The sequence below is a fragment of the Hymenobacter coccineus genome (assembly GCF_001816125.1).
Taxonomy (GTDB): domain Bacteria; phylum Bacteroidota; class Bacteroidia; order Cytophagales; family Hymenobacteraceae; genus Hymenobacter; species Hymenobacter coccineus.
On sequence record NZ_MDZA01000059.1, the window covers coordinates 1 to 11810 of the forward strand.

Below are 11810 nucleotides of genomic sequence, written 5' to 3' on the forward strand. Positions count from 1 at the left end.
GGCCTGGGCGCGGGCGGGGCCCGCGGGGACCAGCACCACGCCCAGCAGGGCCAGCAGGCCGGGGCCAGCGCCGGGCCCGCTCGCGTAGTTGCGCACGTAGTTGTAAACGGTTCATCACGGGACGGGCAGAAAACAGGTTGGTAGAAGGAAAGGCCGCCGGCACGGCATCTATCGCGCCCCGCGGCCGACGCATTACGGAGCAAAACAATGCACAACGCGGCCCGTGCGCCAGCCCCGCCGGCCGGGGCCCCGGGGCCCTACTCCAGCGTGGGAATGTAGGTAATGTACTGCACCCAGCCCAGGGCCCGCAGGTAGGCCAGGGTCAGGTCTTTCACGGGGCTGTCCATTTCGATGAACTGGCGGGCGGCGTCGTGCTTGCCCTTGCGGCTCACAAACATGGTGGCAATGTTGCATTCGTCGTGCGCAATGACCGACGCAATAAAGGCAATGGAGCCCGGCTCGTCGCGCGCGTCGACGATGAGCGTGTGCAGGGCCCCGGAGAAGTCGGCCGGGAAGCCGTCGACCTCCACGATGCGGATGACGCCGCCCCCGCGGCTCTGGCCCACCACCTCCACCCGGCGGCCGGTGGCCCCGTCGAGCAGGTTGAGCTTGATGGTGTTGGGGTGCATGGTGGAGGCGTTGCCCACGCTCTGGAACGTGTAGTGCAGGCCGGCTTCGGCGGCGTGGTCGAAGGCCGTGCGGATGCGCACGTCGTCGGTCGGGTAGCCCAGCAGCCCGGCCACAATGGCGCGGTCGGAGCCGTGGCCCTCGTAGGTGCGGGCAAACGAGTTGTAGAACGTGACGACCGCCTCGGTGGGCACGGCCCCCAGGATGCGAATGGCGGCCCGCGCAATGCGCACCACGCCCGCTGTGTGCGACGAGCTGGGCCCAATCATCACCGGCCCGATCATGTCGAAAATGCTGGATTTCTCTGCCATAACTGCCCCAAAAGTAGGGCCCAACGGCCGGACCGCCGCCGGGTTCTTTGGGGCCCCGGGGCTATATAGCGCCCAACGGATGCAGCCAGGGCGGGCCCAGCCGCCGGGCGCGCGGTATTTTTGGGGCCCCCATCGCCCCTGCCATGCCCGCCGAACCGCTTGCTCCCGCCGAATTCTCGCCCGCCGTGCTGGCCCAGCTGCGCCGCCTGCAAGAGAAATACGCCGCCGACGGCCAGGACCTGGCCGCCTACCTCGAAGGCCTGTACCGCGCCGATTACGTCAACTACTGGGACTACATCGAGCTCGACACGCTGCTCTCGCTCCAGCGCCCGCTCACGCAGCTGCCCGACGAGCGCATCTTCATCATGTACCACCAGATCACGGAGCTGTACTTTAAGCTCTGCCTCTGCGAGTACGAGCAGCTGGGGGCCCTGGACGCGCCCACGCTGGGCGAGGTGGTGCTGCGCGTGGGCCGCATCAACCGCTACTTCGAGAACCTGATCGACTCGTTCGACGTGATGGTGGACGGCATGGACAAGGAGCAGTTCCTGGCCTTCCGCATGGCCCTGATGCCGGCCTCGGGCTTCCAGAGCGTGCAGTACCGCCTGATTGAAATTGCCAGCACGGCCCTCGAACACCTCACCGACGAGGAGCAGCGCCTGGCCCTGGGCCAGAGCCCCGACCACCAGCAGCTCTTCGGCTGCATTTACTGGAAGGCCGGGGCCACGGTGGAGGCCACCGGCGCCAAGGCCCTCACGCTGGTGGAGTTCGAGCGCAAGTACGCGGCCCAGCTCGTGGCCCACGCCGAGGCCTACCGGCAGCGCAACGTGTGGGCCGTGGTGCAGCGCCTGCCCGAAGCCGAGCAGCGCCACCCGCGCCTGGTGCGGGCCCTGCGCCTGCTCGACGTGAGCGTGAACGTGAACTGGCCGCTGATGCACTTCAAATCGGCGGTGCGCTACCTCCAGCGCGACCCCACCGACGTGGCCGCCACGGGCGGAACCAACTGGCGCAACTACCTGCCCCCCAAGTTCCAGCGCCGCATTTTCTACCCCGAATTGTGGAGCGCCCAGGAGCTGGAAGACTGGGGCAAAGGCTGGGTGGAAACCGTGCTGGCGGAAGAAAAGCCGTAGCTGCTGCCCCAGCCACCCGGCGCCAGCAGCGGCCGGCCGGCCGCTGCTGGCGCGGGCCGCCGAGCCACCGGGCCGCCAGCGCCACACGGCCCTTATTTACTACTTTGAAGGTCTTTTTTTCTACGGCTGTGCTTTCCGCCAGCAAGCTTGCACGGATTTTGTAGCTCACGCGTTGGCACTTCGTATACTAATATGAGTACTTACCCATCACCCACATCTCCTATTTAACGTCCTCATGAAACCGCTCATTGCGTTATCCCTTAGCTTACTATCCCTCACGGCCTGCTCAAAAGCAGCCGATACCAACCCTTACAACGTAGACCCCACCTGGTACCCCAGCCCCTCCAACCGGCTCCAACTGGTGGTGCCCTCCAAATACGGCCCCTCCCAGGACTCCGTTGCGGTTATCTTCCGCAACCCCGACGCGGTTAAAACCCGCTACCAGTTTCAGCTGCGGCGCTACACCGGGCCCACCTACGTAGAAATTGCCGACGACCAGACGCGGTTGTTGAAAGCTGGCGAAACCCAACAAATTAATTATTCGACCGTGCCCACCGGGCAGTATGTTTACGGCAAGGATGCCATCCACGTGTTGCTAACCAACTCGGACACCCACGAATTTTACGGGGATTTCCAACTCACTAATTAATTCAAAAGCAGTGGGCTAAAACGGGGTGGTCCGGCGAATTGCCCGAAGGGCTTCGTCGGGCCACTCCCACTAAAGAACAGGGGCCCCAGTGCCACTACCGGCTGGGCGGTGGGGCCCCAAGCCGCCGCTGCAAATTAATTATTTCTCTCAAACAACCGATGAAAGTATCGTTTGCCCTGGCCGTTGGCGGGGCGCTGCTCGCCGGGTGCGGGCAGTCAAAAACCGATTTGGGGGCCGACGCCGGCAATGAGTGGCACAGCCCCACGCCGCGCCTGCACCTCATCATTCCCTCCCGATACGGCCCCGCCCAAGACCTGTTAGCCCTCGGGTTTCGCAACCCCGACACGATGAAGGTGCGCTACCAGTTCCAAATCCGGCGCTACACGGGGCCCCAGTACGTGCTGGTGGCCGAGGGCCAAACGAGCCTGCTCGCCCCCACCGGCACCGAGCAAATCAATTATTCCACCCTGCCCACGGGGCCCTTTATCTACAAAACGGACTCGCTACGGGTGCTGCTCAGCAACGCAGACACGCACCAGCGCTACGGCGATTTCTTACTTACTCAGTGATTTATTGGCAGTAGTCTTACAACGGGGTTGTCCATCGAATTACCCGAAGGGATTCGTCGGGCCACGCTTATTAAAGAACAATGACTCCGGGGCATCGCCGGACCATCCGCTCCTAAACCGCTGCCATTTTTTTGCTGGGTTGGTCAATTATCAATTAATTCGCTTGACCGTTTTATTTGCTGAACAACGAACGCTTCCAGCCTTCCCCAGCCACCAGCTCGCCTGAGCGAATACGGCCTGGGGCCCCTATTACTTATCCTTGCATTACTTATCCTTGCGGCGGCACAAATTTCTACCGGCACCGCACCTACCAATTATTATTTCCTTTCCTTTTTTATGAAGACAACTATTACCCACGGGGCCCTATTCCTGCTCGCCCTGGCGGCGGGCGGGCAACTGGCCGGCTGCAAAAAGAACGACGACGTGTGCGCTGAGGATGAGTTTTTTGCCGCCGTGGTGACGGCCCCTACCACCGGCACGGCCCAGGTAGGCGTGCCGCTCGAAATCAAAACCACCGTCGATTTGGGCACACCCAGTTGCATCGAGCTGCGTCAGTTCCAGGAAACGCTGGCGGGCACGGGCAGCACCACCCTGTTTGTGCGGCCCGTGGGCTACTACGCCAAGTGCGCCTGCACCGGCGAAACGGCCGCGCCCCGCGTTCTGTCCTATTACTTCACGGCCAAGCAGGCCGGCCAGTACCTGGTAAAATTCACGAGCACCGCCGACGGCACCAAGTTCCTGACCGACACGATAACCGCCCAGTAACCACGCGCTACGCCCGCTGGGGGCCCCACGCAAAAAAGCGCCGACCCATTGGGGGCCGGCGCTTTTTTTGTGCGTCAGAAAGAACGACTGGGGCCCTACTTCACAGTGAAGTCCACCTCGGTCATGTCCCACTTCATGGCCACTTTACCGGCTTTATCCACGGTGATGTCGAACACCTCGACCGGGGAAGCGAGCGTCTTAGCCGGCACCGTTACGCGCAGCGCGTCGTCGGATTCCTTGTACTTGAAGGCGCCCCACTGGTTGGGCACTTTGTTGAAGATGACCGTCCAGGTGGTGGCGGTGGGAATGGTGAAGAGGCCGTACTTACCGGCGGGCAGCGCTTTGCCGTTGATTTTCACCGGCTTGTCCACTGTGAAGGTGGTGGCCTCGTTGGCCCCCGTGCGCCACACTTTGCCGTAGGGCTCCAGCTCACCGAAAATCTTGCGGCCCTTCAGCGAGGGGCGGCTGTAGTCAATGGTGACGGTGGTGCCGTTGACCATCGCCGTGGCGGTGGCCGGCGGGCTGGGGCGCTTGGACTTGTCCTCCGGCATCTTATCCTGGGCCTGGGCGGCGGCCGCAACGAACAGCAGGGCCCCCAGGGCCGGCGCGAAAAAACGGGTTTGCATAAAACGAACAAAAAAGTGGGTGGTATTAATAGGCCCACAAGGTACAAGCCCAACCATTGGTTTCATCCGGGCGCGGCCGGGGCCCCACAATCCGCCGCGGGTGCCGACCTTTGCGGCCGCATTCACCCATTCGAAGGATAACTACCTTCCGCCCCGCTCCGTGAAACAAGAACTGGAAATATTGCTGCCGCCCGAGGTGGCCTTTGACGAATTTGCCCGCTACGAAGCCATCCTCCGCCAGGCTGGCCTGCGGCCCGGCGAGGCCGACTTTGTGCACCTGCTGCGCCGCTCGATTGACGCGCGGGGCCGGCAGCCGCTGGTGCGCCTGCGGGCCGAGGTGTACCGCGGGGCCCCGCCACGCGAGCTGTTCGGGCCCTGGTTCCAGTACCCCAGCGTGGCCGGGGCCCGCCGCACGGTGCTCATTGTGGGGGCCGGGCCGGCGGGGCTATTTGCCGCCCTGCGCTGCATCGAGCTGGGCCTTAAGCCCATTGTGCTGGAGCGCGGCAAGGACGTGCGCGCCCGCCGCCGCGACCTGGCCGCCATCAACAAGGAGCAGACCGTGGACCCCGACTCGAACTACTGCTTCGGCGAGGGCGGGGCGGGCACCTACTCCGACGGCAAGCTTTACACCCGCGCCACCAAGCGCGGCGACGTGGGCCGGGTGCTGCGCCGCCTGGTGCAGCACGGCGCCACGCCCGATATTTTGGTCGACGCCCACCCCCACATCGGCACCAACAAGCTGCCCGACGTGGTGCGCGCCCTGCGCGAGGCCATTGCCGAGGCCGGCGGCGAGGTGCGCTTCGGGGCCCGGGTGACGGATTTTATCCTGGAAAACAACCAGCTGCGCGGCGTGGTGCTGGCCGACGGCGCGGCCCTGACGGCCGACGCCACGGTGCTGGCCACCGGCCACTCGGCGCGGGATATTTACGAGCTGCTGCACCGGCGCGGGGTGCTCATCGAGGCCAAGCCGTTTGCCCTGGGCGTGCGCGTGGAGCACCCGCAGGAGCTGATTGACCGCGCCCAGTACCGCCGCCCCGAGCGCGGGCTGCTGCCAGCCGCCTCCTACGCCCTGGTGCAGCAAACCGAGGTGCAGGGCCGCCAGCGGGGCGTGTTTTCGTTTTGCATGTGCCCGGGCGGCTTCATCGTGCCCGCGGCCACGGCCCCCGGCGAGGTGGTGGTGAACGGCATGAGCCCCAGCCGCCGCGACTCGCGCTTCGCCAACTCGGGCATCGTGGCGGCCGTGGAGCTGGAGGACCTCGACGTGGCCCAGCACGGGGCCCTGGCCGGCCTGCGCTTCCAGCAGGCCCTGGAGCAGCGCGCCTGCCAGGCCGCCGGCAGCACCCAGCGGGCCCCGGCGCAGCTGCTGGGCGACTTCCTGAAGAACAAGCCCTCCGCCCAACTGCTCGAAACCTCGTACCAGCCCGGCCTGGTTTCGGTGCGGATGGACGACGTGCTGGGGGCCCCGCTGGCCGAGCGCCTGCGCCAGGGCTTCACCAGCTTCGGCCGCAAAATACCGGGCTACGCCACCAACGCCGCCCAAATCGTGGGCGTAGAAAGCCGAACGTCGGCGCCGGTGCGCATCCCGCGCGACCAGCACACCTTGCAACACCCGGTGGTGCAGGGCCTGTTTCCGTGCGGCGAGGGCGCGGGCTACGCCGGCGGCATCGTGAGCGCCGCCATGGACGGCGAGCGGGTGGCCGAGGCCATCGCCGCCCAATGGTAAGCGCGGCGTCGTAATGCTAGGGGCCCCAGGGGGCATAAGAAGTCCCGGCTAAAGCTGTCGTTTGCATCAAAAAAGGCCGTCATGTTGAGCTTGTCGAAGCATCTTTCCCACAGCAGTAATTCAACCGTAAGGTCGAGTTACGCAAGAGAGGTGCTTCAATAAACTCAGCACGATGGCCTTTTTTGCTACTCATTCACGCCCTCCAGGGCCCTGGCCGGACGCGGCCGGGCCCCGGGGAGCCCTATTTCTCGGCTTTTTCATAGGCGCGCCAGTCCAGCTCGCCGCTTTCTTTTTTGCGCAGGAAGTAGCTCTGCTCGTCGTCTTTGTTCTTGCCAAAGGTGAGGTCGCCGCGGCAGCTCAGGCATTTTATCGAGGTGTACTTGAACTTGCCCTGGGCCACGCGGCTCGTCAGGTCGAGGTTGTCGGAGCCGCACAGGGCGCAGGCGGCGACGTCGGGGAAGCTCAGGCGGTCGTACTCGGCCACGGTTTCGTGGAAGTTGCTGCCTTGCACGGTGAAGTGGAACTGGCGGCGCCCGATGCGCTTGGTGATCATCATTTGCAGCATAATGCGCAGAATTAGTAGTACGGTTTGCTAACCAGATTACCCCGCGTTTCGTGCTCGGGGACGCTAAATTAGCAGATTATTTTCATAATAATATTAGCAATTAATAAATATTTTGCTAACTATTTTGGCTGAATAAATCCTAGCTGGCCTGGCCGCTCCCCTTTGGGGGCCCGGGGCCCCAACCGCTCTGCATGGCGTGGGCGGCTCGGCTGAAAATTGGGCGGCTGGGCACGGTTCTGCGTAGGAAGGCTACCAATTACCCTTCCTCCCACCCTTCCCCTTTTGGCATGAGCACCTTCCGCACCGAGCACGATTTTCTGGGCGAACGCCTCCTTTCCGACGACGTGTACTACGGCATCCAGACGCTGCGGGCGCTGGAAAACTTCCGCATCACGGGCATCCCCATCCGCTCCGAACCGCTGTTTGTGCAGGCGCTGGCCTTCGTGAAAAAAGGGGCCGCCCTGGCCAACAAGGAGCTGGGCGTGCTCGACCCCACCATTGCCGACGCCGTTGTGGCGGCCTGCGACCGGGTGGCGGCGGGCGCGTTCGACGACCAGTTCCTGACCGACATGATCCAGGGCGGGGCCGGCACGTCGGTAAACATGAACGCCAACGAGGTGATTGCCAACGTGGCCCTGGAAGCCATGGGCCACGTCAAAGGCGAGTACCAATACTGCCACCCCAACAACCACGTGAACTGCTCGCAGAGCACCAACGACGCCTACCCCACCGCCTTCCGCATCGCCCTCAACAACAAGCTGGTGGGCTACCGCGAGGCGCTGGGGGCCCTGGCCGAAGCCTTCGCCGCCAAGGGCGCGGAGTTTCGCAACGTGCTGAAAATGGGCCGCACCCAGCTGCAAGACGCCGTGCCGATGAGCATGGGCGACGAGTTTCACGCCTTTGCCACCAACCTGCGCGAGGAGCTGCTGCGCATCGACGACAGCCGCCGGCTCATCTGCGAAATCAACATGGGGGCCACCGCCATCGGTACCGGCGTGAACACGCCGCCCGGCTACGCGGGCCTCGTCACGCAGCACCTGCGCGCCGTCACGGGCCTAGATTTGCTGCTGGCCGGCGACCTCATCGAGGCCACCTACGACACGGGGGCCTACGTGCAGCTCTCGGGCTGCTCAAGCGCACGGCGGTGAAGCTCAGCAAGATCTGCAACGACTTGCGCCTGCTCTCGTCGGGGCCCCGGTGCGGCATCAACGAGATTAATTTGCCGGCTTTGCAGCCCGGCTCCAGCATCATGCCGGGCAAGGTGAACCCGGTGGTGCCCGAGGTGGTGAACCAAACGGCGTTCTACGTCATCGGCGCCGATCTCACCGTGACGATGGCCGCCGAGGCGGGCCAACTGCAGCTCAACGTGATGGAGCCGGTCATTTCCTTCGCCCTGTTCACCTCCATTTCCTACCTCACCAACGCCTGTGACACGCTGCGCGAGAAGTGCGTGGTGAGCATTACGGCCAACGCCGCCCACGCCGCGGCCCTGGTGCACAACAGCATCGGCATCGTCACGCAGCTCAACCCCGTGCTGGGCTACGAGGCCAGCGCCAGCATCGCCAAAGAGGCCCTGGCCACCGGCAAATCGGTACACGACATCGCCGTGACCGAGCGCCAATTGCTGACCCAGGCCAAGTGGGACGAGATTTTCACGTTCGAGAACCTGATCCGGCCCGTGTTCATGCAGTAGGGCCCGCGTGTGGGCCCCAGGTAGCCGGGGCCCCAGACGCGGCAGTACCCCGCACCGCGGCTACCGGTTATAGAAATATTCCTCTGCCCGGGGGGCCCCGCTCAGCCGGTGCTGGGCTTCCTGGGCGCGCAGCTCGACGCGGCGGATTTTACCGCTGATGGTTTTGGGCAGCTCGGGCACGAACTCCAGCAGGCGCGGCATTTTGTAGGGCGCTAGGCGCTCGCGGCAAAAAGCAAACAGCTCGGCCGCCAGGGCCGGCGTGGCCGCCACCCCGGGATGGAGAATCAGAAACGCTTTGATTTCGTGGCCCTTAATGGCGTGCGGCGAGCCCACGGCCGCGGCTTCCACCACGGCGGGGTGCTCGATGAGGACGCTCTCGACCTCGAAGGGCCCCACGCGGTAGTCGCTCGACTTAATCACGTCGTCGTCGCGGCCCACGAACCACACGTAGCCGTCGGCGTCGCGGTAGGCCTTGTCGCCGGTGTAGTACAGGCCGTGGCGGAACACGGTGGCCGCCCGCTCAGGCTCGCCAAAATACTCCTTGAAAATGCCGTTGGGCCGGTCGGGGTGCATGCGCACGGCGATGTGGCCCTCGGCCAGCGCCGGCAGCTCCGCCCCGTCGTCGTCGGCCACCACCACGTCGTACATAAACGAGGGCTGGCCCATCGAACCCAGGCGCACCGCACTGCCGGGCAGGTTGTACACCATGGCGGTGCTCTCGGTTTGGCCGTAGCCGTCGCGCAGCAGCACGCCGGTACCGCGCTGCCAGGCGTCAATCACCTCCGGGTTGAGCGGCTCGCCGGCGCTCACGCACTCGCGGAAGTGAAAGGCGTGCTGCGCCAGGTCTTCCAGAATGAGCAGGCGCAGCACCGTGGGCGGCGCGCAAAACGTGGTGACGCCGTGCTGCGCCAGCACCCGCAGCAGGGCCCCGGCCACAAACTTGCCGGCCGGCCGGTGCACCAGCAGCGCCGCCCCCACGTTGAGCGGTGCGAAAAAGCTGCTCCACGCAAACTTGGCCCAGCCGGCCTGCGCCACGTTGCAGTGCACGTCGTCGGGCCGCAGGCCAATCCAGGCGGCGGTACTCAGGTGGCCCACCGGGTAGGATAAGTGGGTGTGCACCACCACTTTGGGCAGGCCCGTGGTACCCGAGGTGAAGAAAAAAAACAGCGGGTCGTCGGCGCGGGTGGCGGCGGCGGCGGCTTCCGCGGGCCGGTTGTCGGTGGCCCCGAAGCCCACCCAGCCGGACCGCCCGGCGGGGCCCACCAGCATTTTTAGCCCGATGCGCTGGCCCAGCGCCTGCTCGGCGCGGTCAATCTTTTCGGCGTTTTCGGCGTCGGCCACCACCACCGCGGGCAGCAGGTGGCCGAAGCGGTACACCAAGTCGGGCACCGTGAGGATGGTGGCCACCGGCACCAGCACCTGCCCGCCCTTGATGCCGGCCAGGTAAGTGAGCCACAGCTCGGCCACTACCGGCACCATGAGCAGCACGGCCTGCCCGATGCCCACGCCCTCGGCCCGCCAGTAGTTGAGCAGGCGGTTGGCGCGGCCGCTCAGCTCGCCGTAGCTGAAGCTCTGGGCCGGGGCCCCGGCGTCGTCGCCCACCAGCACCAGGGCGGCTTTGCCGGGGTGGGCGGCTACGTGCAGGCCCTCAAAAATCTCGGCGGTCCAGTTAAAAAACTCCGGCTTGGGCACCGGCTGCTGGGCCAGCTCGGCGTAGTTGCCGGCCCGGGCCAGGCGCTGGAAATGCTGAAAATAAGCTCTCATAAAGCGGGCAGGAAGTGATGTTAGCCGAAAATACGGCTCACTCCGCGTCCACGATATTGGACTATGTTCCTAATAATTAGTCCTATTCCCGTCCTGTTTATCGGTGCTTACTGCTGCACGAAGCGCACGGTTTGCTGCTGGCCGCCGCCGCGCACCTCGCAGATGTACGTGCCCTTGGCCAGGGTACCGGCGTCGAGGGCCACCTCTTGGGCCCCGGCGGGCGCCAGGGCCACGCGGCGTACTACGGCCCCACGCGCATCGATGATGCGCACCTCCAGGGCCTGGTCCTGCATGGCTTTGGGCAGCACTAGGATGAGCTGGCCGGTGTGCGTGGGGTTGGGGTAGAGCTGCACGCGGGCGGGCACGGGGCCCAGCGGCACGGGCGGCACCAGGGTGGCGGCGTAGGCATCGGCAGCCGCAAAATTGGGAATGCCGTAGCCGAGCACATTGTCGGGGGCCCCGCTTTGCGAAGCCGTGCGCGTGAGGGCCAGGATGATTTGCTGGGCCGAGAGCCGCGGGTGGGCCTGCCAGAGGCCCGCCGCCAGCCCGGCCAGCTCGGGGCAGGCGTAGGAGGTGCCGTTGCCGCGCACCACGGCCCCGCTGGCCGTGACGACGGCGCTGGCCACGCCCATGGCCGAGAGCGTGGGCTTGATGCGCCCGTCGGCCGTGGGCCCGTACGAGCTGAAGCTGGCGTGGCGGCGCAGCGAATCGACGGCCCCTACCGAGATGATGGAGTCGGCGTCGGCCGGCACGGCCACGTAGCGCCAGTTGTTGGCGCCCTCGTTGCCGGCGGCGCTCACCACCAGCATGCCCGCCCGGGCGGCCAGCGCCGCAGCGCCGCGAACCCAAGGCCGTGCGCCCGTCGAGGTCGGCGTAGGTGTGGGGCGCGGCGGGCGGATCGAAGGACGTGTAGCCCAGCGACGAGCTGATGACATCGACGCCCACCGAATCGGCGTACTCGGCGGCGGCCAGCCAGTTGGCCTCTTCCACGGGCCGCTCCGAGCCGGCGTCTTCGGTGATGCACAAGTGAAACGAGGCCTTGGGGGCCGTGCCCACGAACACGCCCGCCTGGTCCCCGCCAATTAGCGACAAGCAGCTGGTGCCGTGGCTGCTGTGCACGTACACCTGCCGGCCGCCGTCCACAAAGTTGCGGGTGCCCAGCACGCGCTGCTCGGCAAAGAGTGGCTGGAGGGGCCCCGGCGCGTTGGCCCCCGGAAAGCCGGCGTCGAAGACGGCAATCTGCATGCCCTCGCCCTTGTAGCCGGCGTCGTGCATGGCCACGGCCCCGATGAGCTGGTCCTGGGCGAAGGTTTTGCCGTAGTCGGGGCGGGTGCCCACCTCGTAGGTTGCTGGCTGGTCGACGGGCGGGGCGGGGGCCCAGGCCGGGG

11 protein-coding genes and 1 pseudogene are annotated in these 11810 nt (G+C 65.6%); 7 read left to right on the forward strand and 5 right to left on the reverse strand.

Translation table 11 applies throughout. The features are described from left to right. Nucleotides 1-257: 257 nt before the first annotated feature. Entirely contained in the window at nucleotides 258-938 is a 681-nt protein-coding gene (gene sdaAB, locus BEN49_RS04785) for an L-serine ammonia-lyase, iron-sulfur-dependent subunit beta (protein ID WP_070741509.1), read from the reverse strand. A gap of 143 nt (nucleotides 939-1081) precedes the next feature. Here sdaAB and BEN49_RS04790 point away from each other — a divergent pair, with 143 nt between their 5' ends. The 4 genes from BEN49_RS04790 (at nucleotide 1082) to BEN49_RS04805 (ending at nucleotide 4051) form a co-directional block, all read left to right on the forward strand. Then, nucleotides 1082-2068, forward strand: a complete 987-nt coding sequence (locus BEN49_RS04790) for a tryptophan 2,3-dioxygenase family protein (RefSeq protein WP_070741512.1) — start codon at nucleotides 1082-1084, stop codon at nucleotides 2066-2068. 235 nt (nucleotides 2069-2303) lie between these two features. Further along, on the forward strand, nucleotides 2304-2717 hold the full coding sequence (locus BEN49_RS04795) for a hypothetical protein (protein WP_070741515.1): 414 nt from the start codon (nucleotides 2304-2306) through the stop codon (nucleotides 2715-2717). Between the two features lie 158 nt (nucleotides 2718-2875). Beyond that, entirely contained in the window at nucleotides 2876-3286 is a 411-nt protein-coding gene (locus BEN49_RS04800) for a hypothetical protein (RefSeq protein WP_070741518.1), read from the forward strand. 336 nt (nucleotides 3287-3622) lie between these two features. Beyond that, the gene (locus BEN49_RS04805; RefSeq protein ID WP_070741521.1) at nucleotides 3623-4051 is read left to right on the forward strand and encodes a hypothetical protein; all 429 of its coding nucleotides are present in this window, start codon (nucleotides 3623-3625) and stop codon (nucleotides 4049-4051) included. A gap of 95 nt (nucleotides 4052-4146) precedes the next feature. On the opposite strand, the gene BEN49_RS04810 is transcribed toward BEN49_RS04805, so the two are convergent. Continuing rightward, nucleotides 4147-4677, reverse strand: coding sequence for a DUF2911 domain-containing protein (locus BEN49_RS04810; protein ID WP_070741524.1), 531 nt, complete (start codon nucleotides 4675-4677; stop codon nucleotides 4147-4149). 160 nt (nucleotides 4678-4837) lie between these two features. On the opposite strand from BEN49_RS04810, the gene BEN49_RS04815 reads away from it, so the two are divergent. Next, complete coding sequence (locus tag BEN49_RS04815; protein ID WP_070741527.1) at nucleotides 4838-6400, forward strand: NAD(P)/FAD-dependent oxidoreductase; 1563 nt, start codon at nucleotides 4838-4840, stop codon at nucleotides 6398-6400. A 241-nt stretch (nucleotides 6401-6641) separates the two neighbouring features. Here BEN49_RS04815 and BEN49_RS04820 read toward each other — a convergent pair whose 3' ends face one another. Further along, a complete protein-coding gene (locus BEN49_RS04820) occupies nucleotides 6642-6965 on the reverse strand; it encodes a hypothetical protein (protein WP_070741530.1) in 324 nt (107 codons plus the stop codon). 287 nt (nucleotides 6966-7252) lie between these two features. On the opposite strand from BEN49_RS04820, the pseudogene BEN49_RS04825 reads away from it, so the two are divergent. Both BEN49_RS04825 and BEN49_RS31160 read left to right on the forward strand, forming a co-directional pair. Next, nucleotides 7253-8220, forward strand: a pseudogene (locus tag BEN49_RS04825) (aspartate ammonia-lyase); the annotation flags it as partial. Nucleotides 8221-8334: 114 nt separating this feature from the next. After that, entirely contained in the window at nucleotides 8335-8658 is a 324-nt protein-coding gene (locus BEN49_RS31160; protein ID WP_239691816.1) for a hypothetical protein, read from the forward strand. Between the two features lie 60 nt (nucleotides 8659-8718). Here the strand turns inward: BEN49_RS31160 and BEN49_RS04830 are convergent, their stop codons facing one another. Continuing rightward, nucleotides 8719-10422 carry an acetate--CoA ligase gene (locus tag BEN49_RS04830; RefSeq protein ID WP_070741533.1) on the reverse strand — a complete coding sequence of 568 codons (1704 nt, stop codon included), beginning with the start codon at nucleotides 10420-10422 and terminating at the stop codon, nucleotides 8719-8721. A gap of 107 nt (nucleotides 10423-10529) precedes the next feature. After that, nucleotides 10530-11357 carry a S8 family peptidase gene (locus tag BEN49_RS04835; RefSeq protein WP_083325783.1) on the reverse strand — a complete coding sequence of 276 codons (828 nt, stop codon included), beginning with the start codon at nucleotides 11355-11357 and terminating at the stop codon, nucleotides 10530-10532. Between the last annotated feature and the right edge of the window lie 453 nt (nucleotides 11358-11810).

Excerpts from the sequence above, each read along its gene's own strand:
- BEN49_RS04800 (WP_070741518.1), top strand. The coding sequence starts at position 2,876 with ATGAAAGTATCGTTTGCCCTGGCCGTTGGCGGGGCGCTGCTCGCCGGG.
- sdaAB (WP_070741509.1), bottom strand. The coding sequence starts at position 938 with ATGGCAGAGAAATCCAGCATTTTCGACATGATCGGGCCGGTGATGATT.
- BEN49_RS04810 (WP_070741524.1), bottom strand. The coding sequence starts at position 4,677 with ATGCAAACCCGTTTTTTCGCGCCGGCCCTGGGGGCCCTGCTGTTCGTT.
- BEN49_RS04795 (WP_070741515.1), top strand. The coding sequence starts at position 2,304 with ATGAAACCGCTCATTGCGTTATCCCTTAGCTTACTATCCCTCACGGCC.
- BEN49_RS04790 (WP_070741512.1), top strand. The coding sequence starts at position 1,082 with ATGCCCGCCGAACCGCTTGCTCCCGCCGAATTCTCGCCCGCCGTGCTG.
- BEN49_RS31160 (WP_239691816.1), top strand. The coding sequence starts at position 8,335 with ATGGAGCCGGTCATTTCCTTCGCCCTGTTCACCTCCATTTCCTACCTC.
- BEN49_RS04835 (WP_083325783.1), bottom strand. The coding sequence starts at position 11,357 with ATGTCATCAGCTCGTCGCTGGGCTACACGTCCTTCGATCCGCCCGCCG.
- BEN49_RS04820 (WP_070741530.1), bottom strand. The coding sequence starts at position 6,965 with ATGCTGCAAATGATGATCACCAAGCGCATCGGGCGCCGCCAGTTCCAC.
- BEN49_RS04805 (WP_070741521.1), top strand. The coding sequence starts at position 3,623 with ATGAAGACAACTATTACCCACGGGGCCCTATTCCTGCTCGCCCTGGCG.
- BEN49_RS04830 (WP_070741533.1), bottom strand. The coding sequence starts at position 10,422 with ATGAGAGCTTATTTTCAGCATTTCCAGCGCCTGGCCCGGGCCGGCAAC.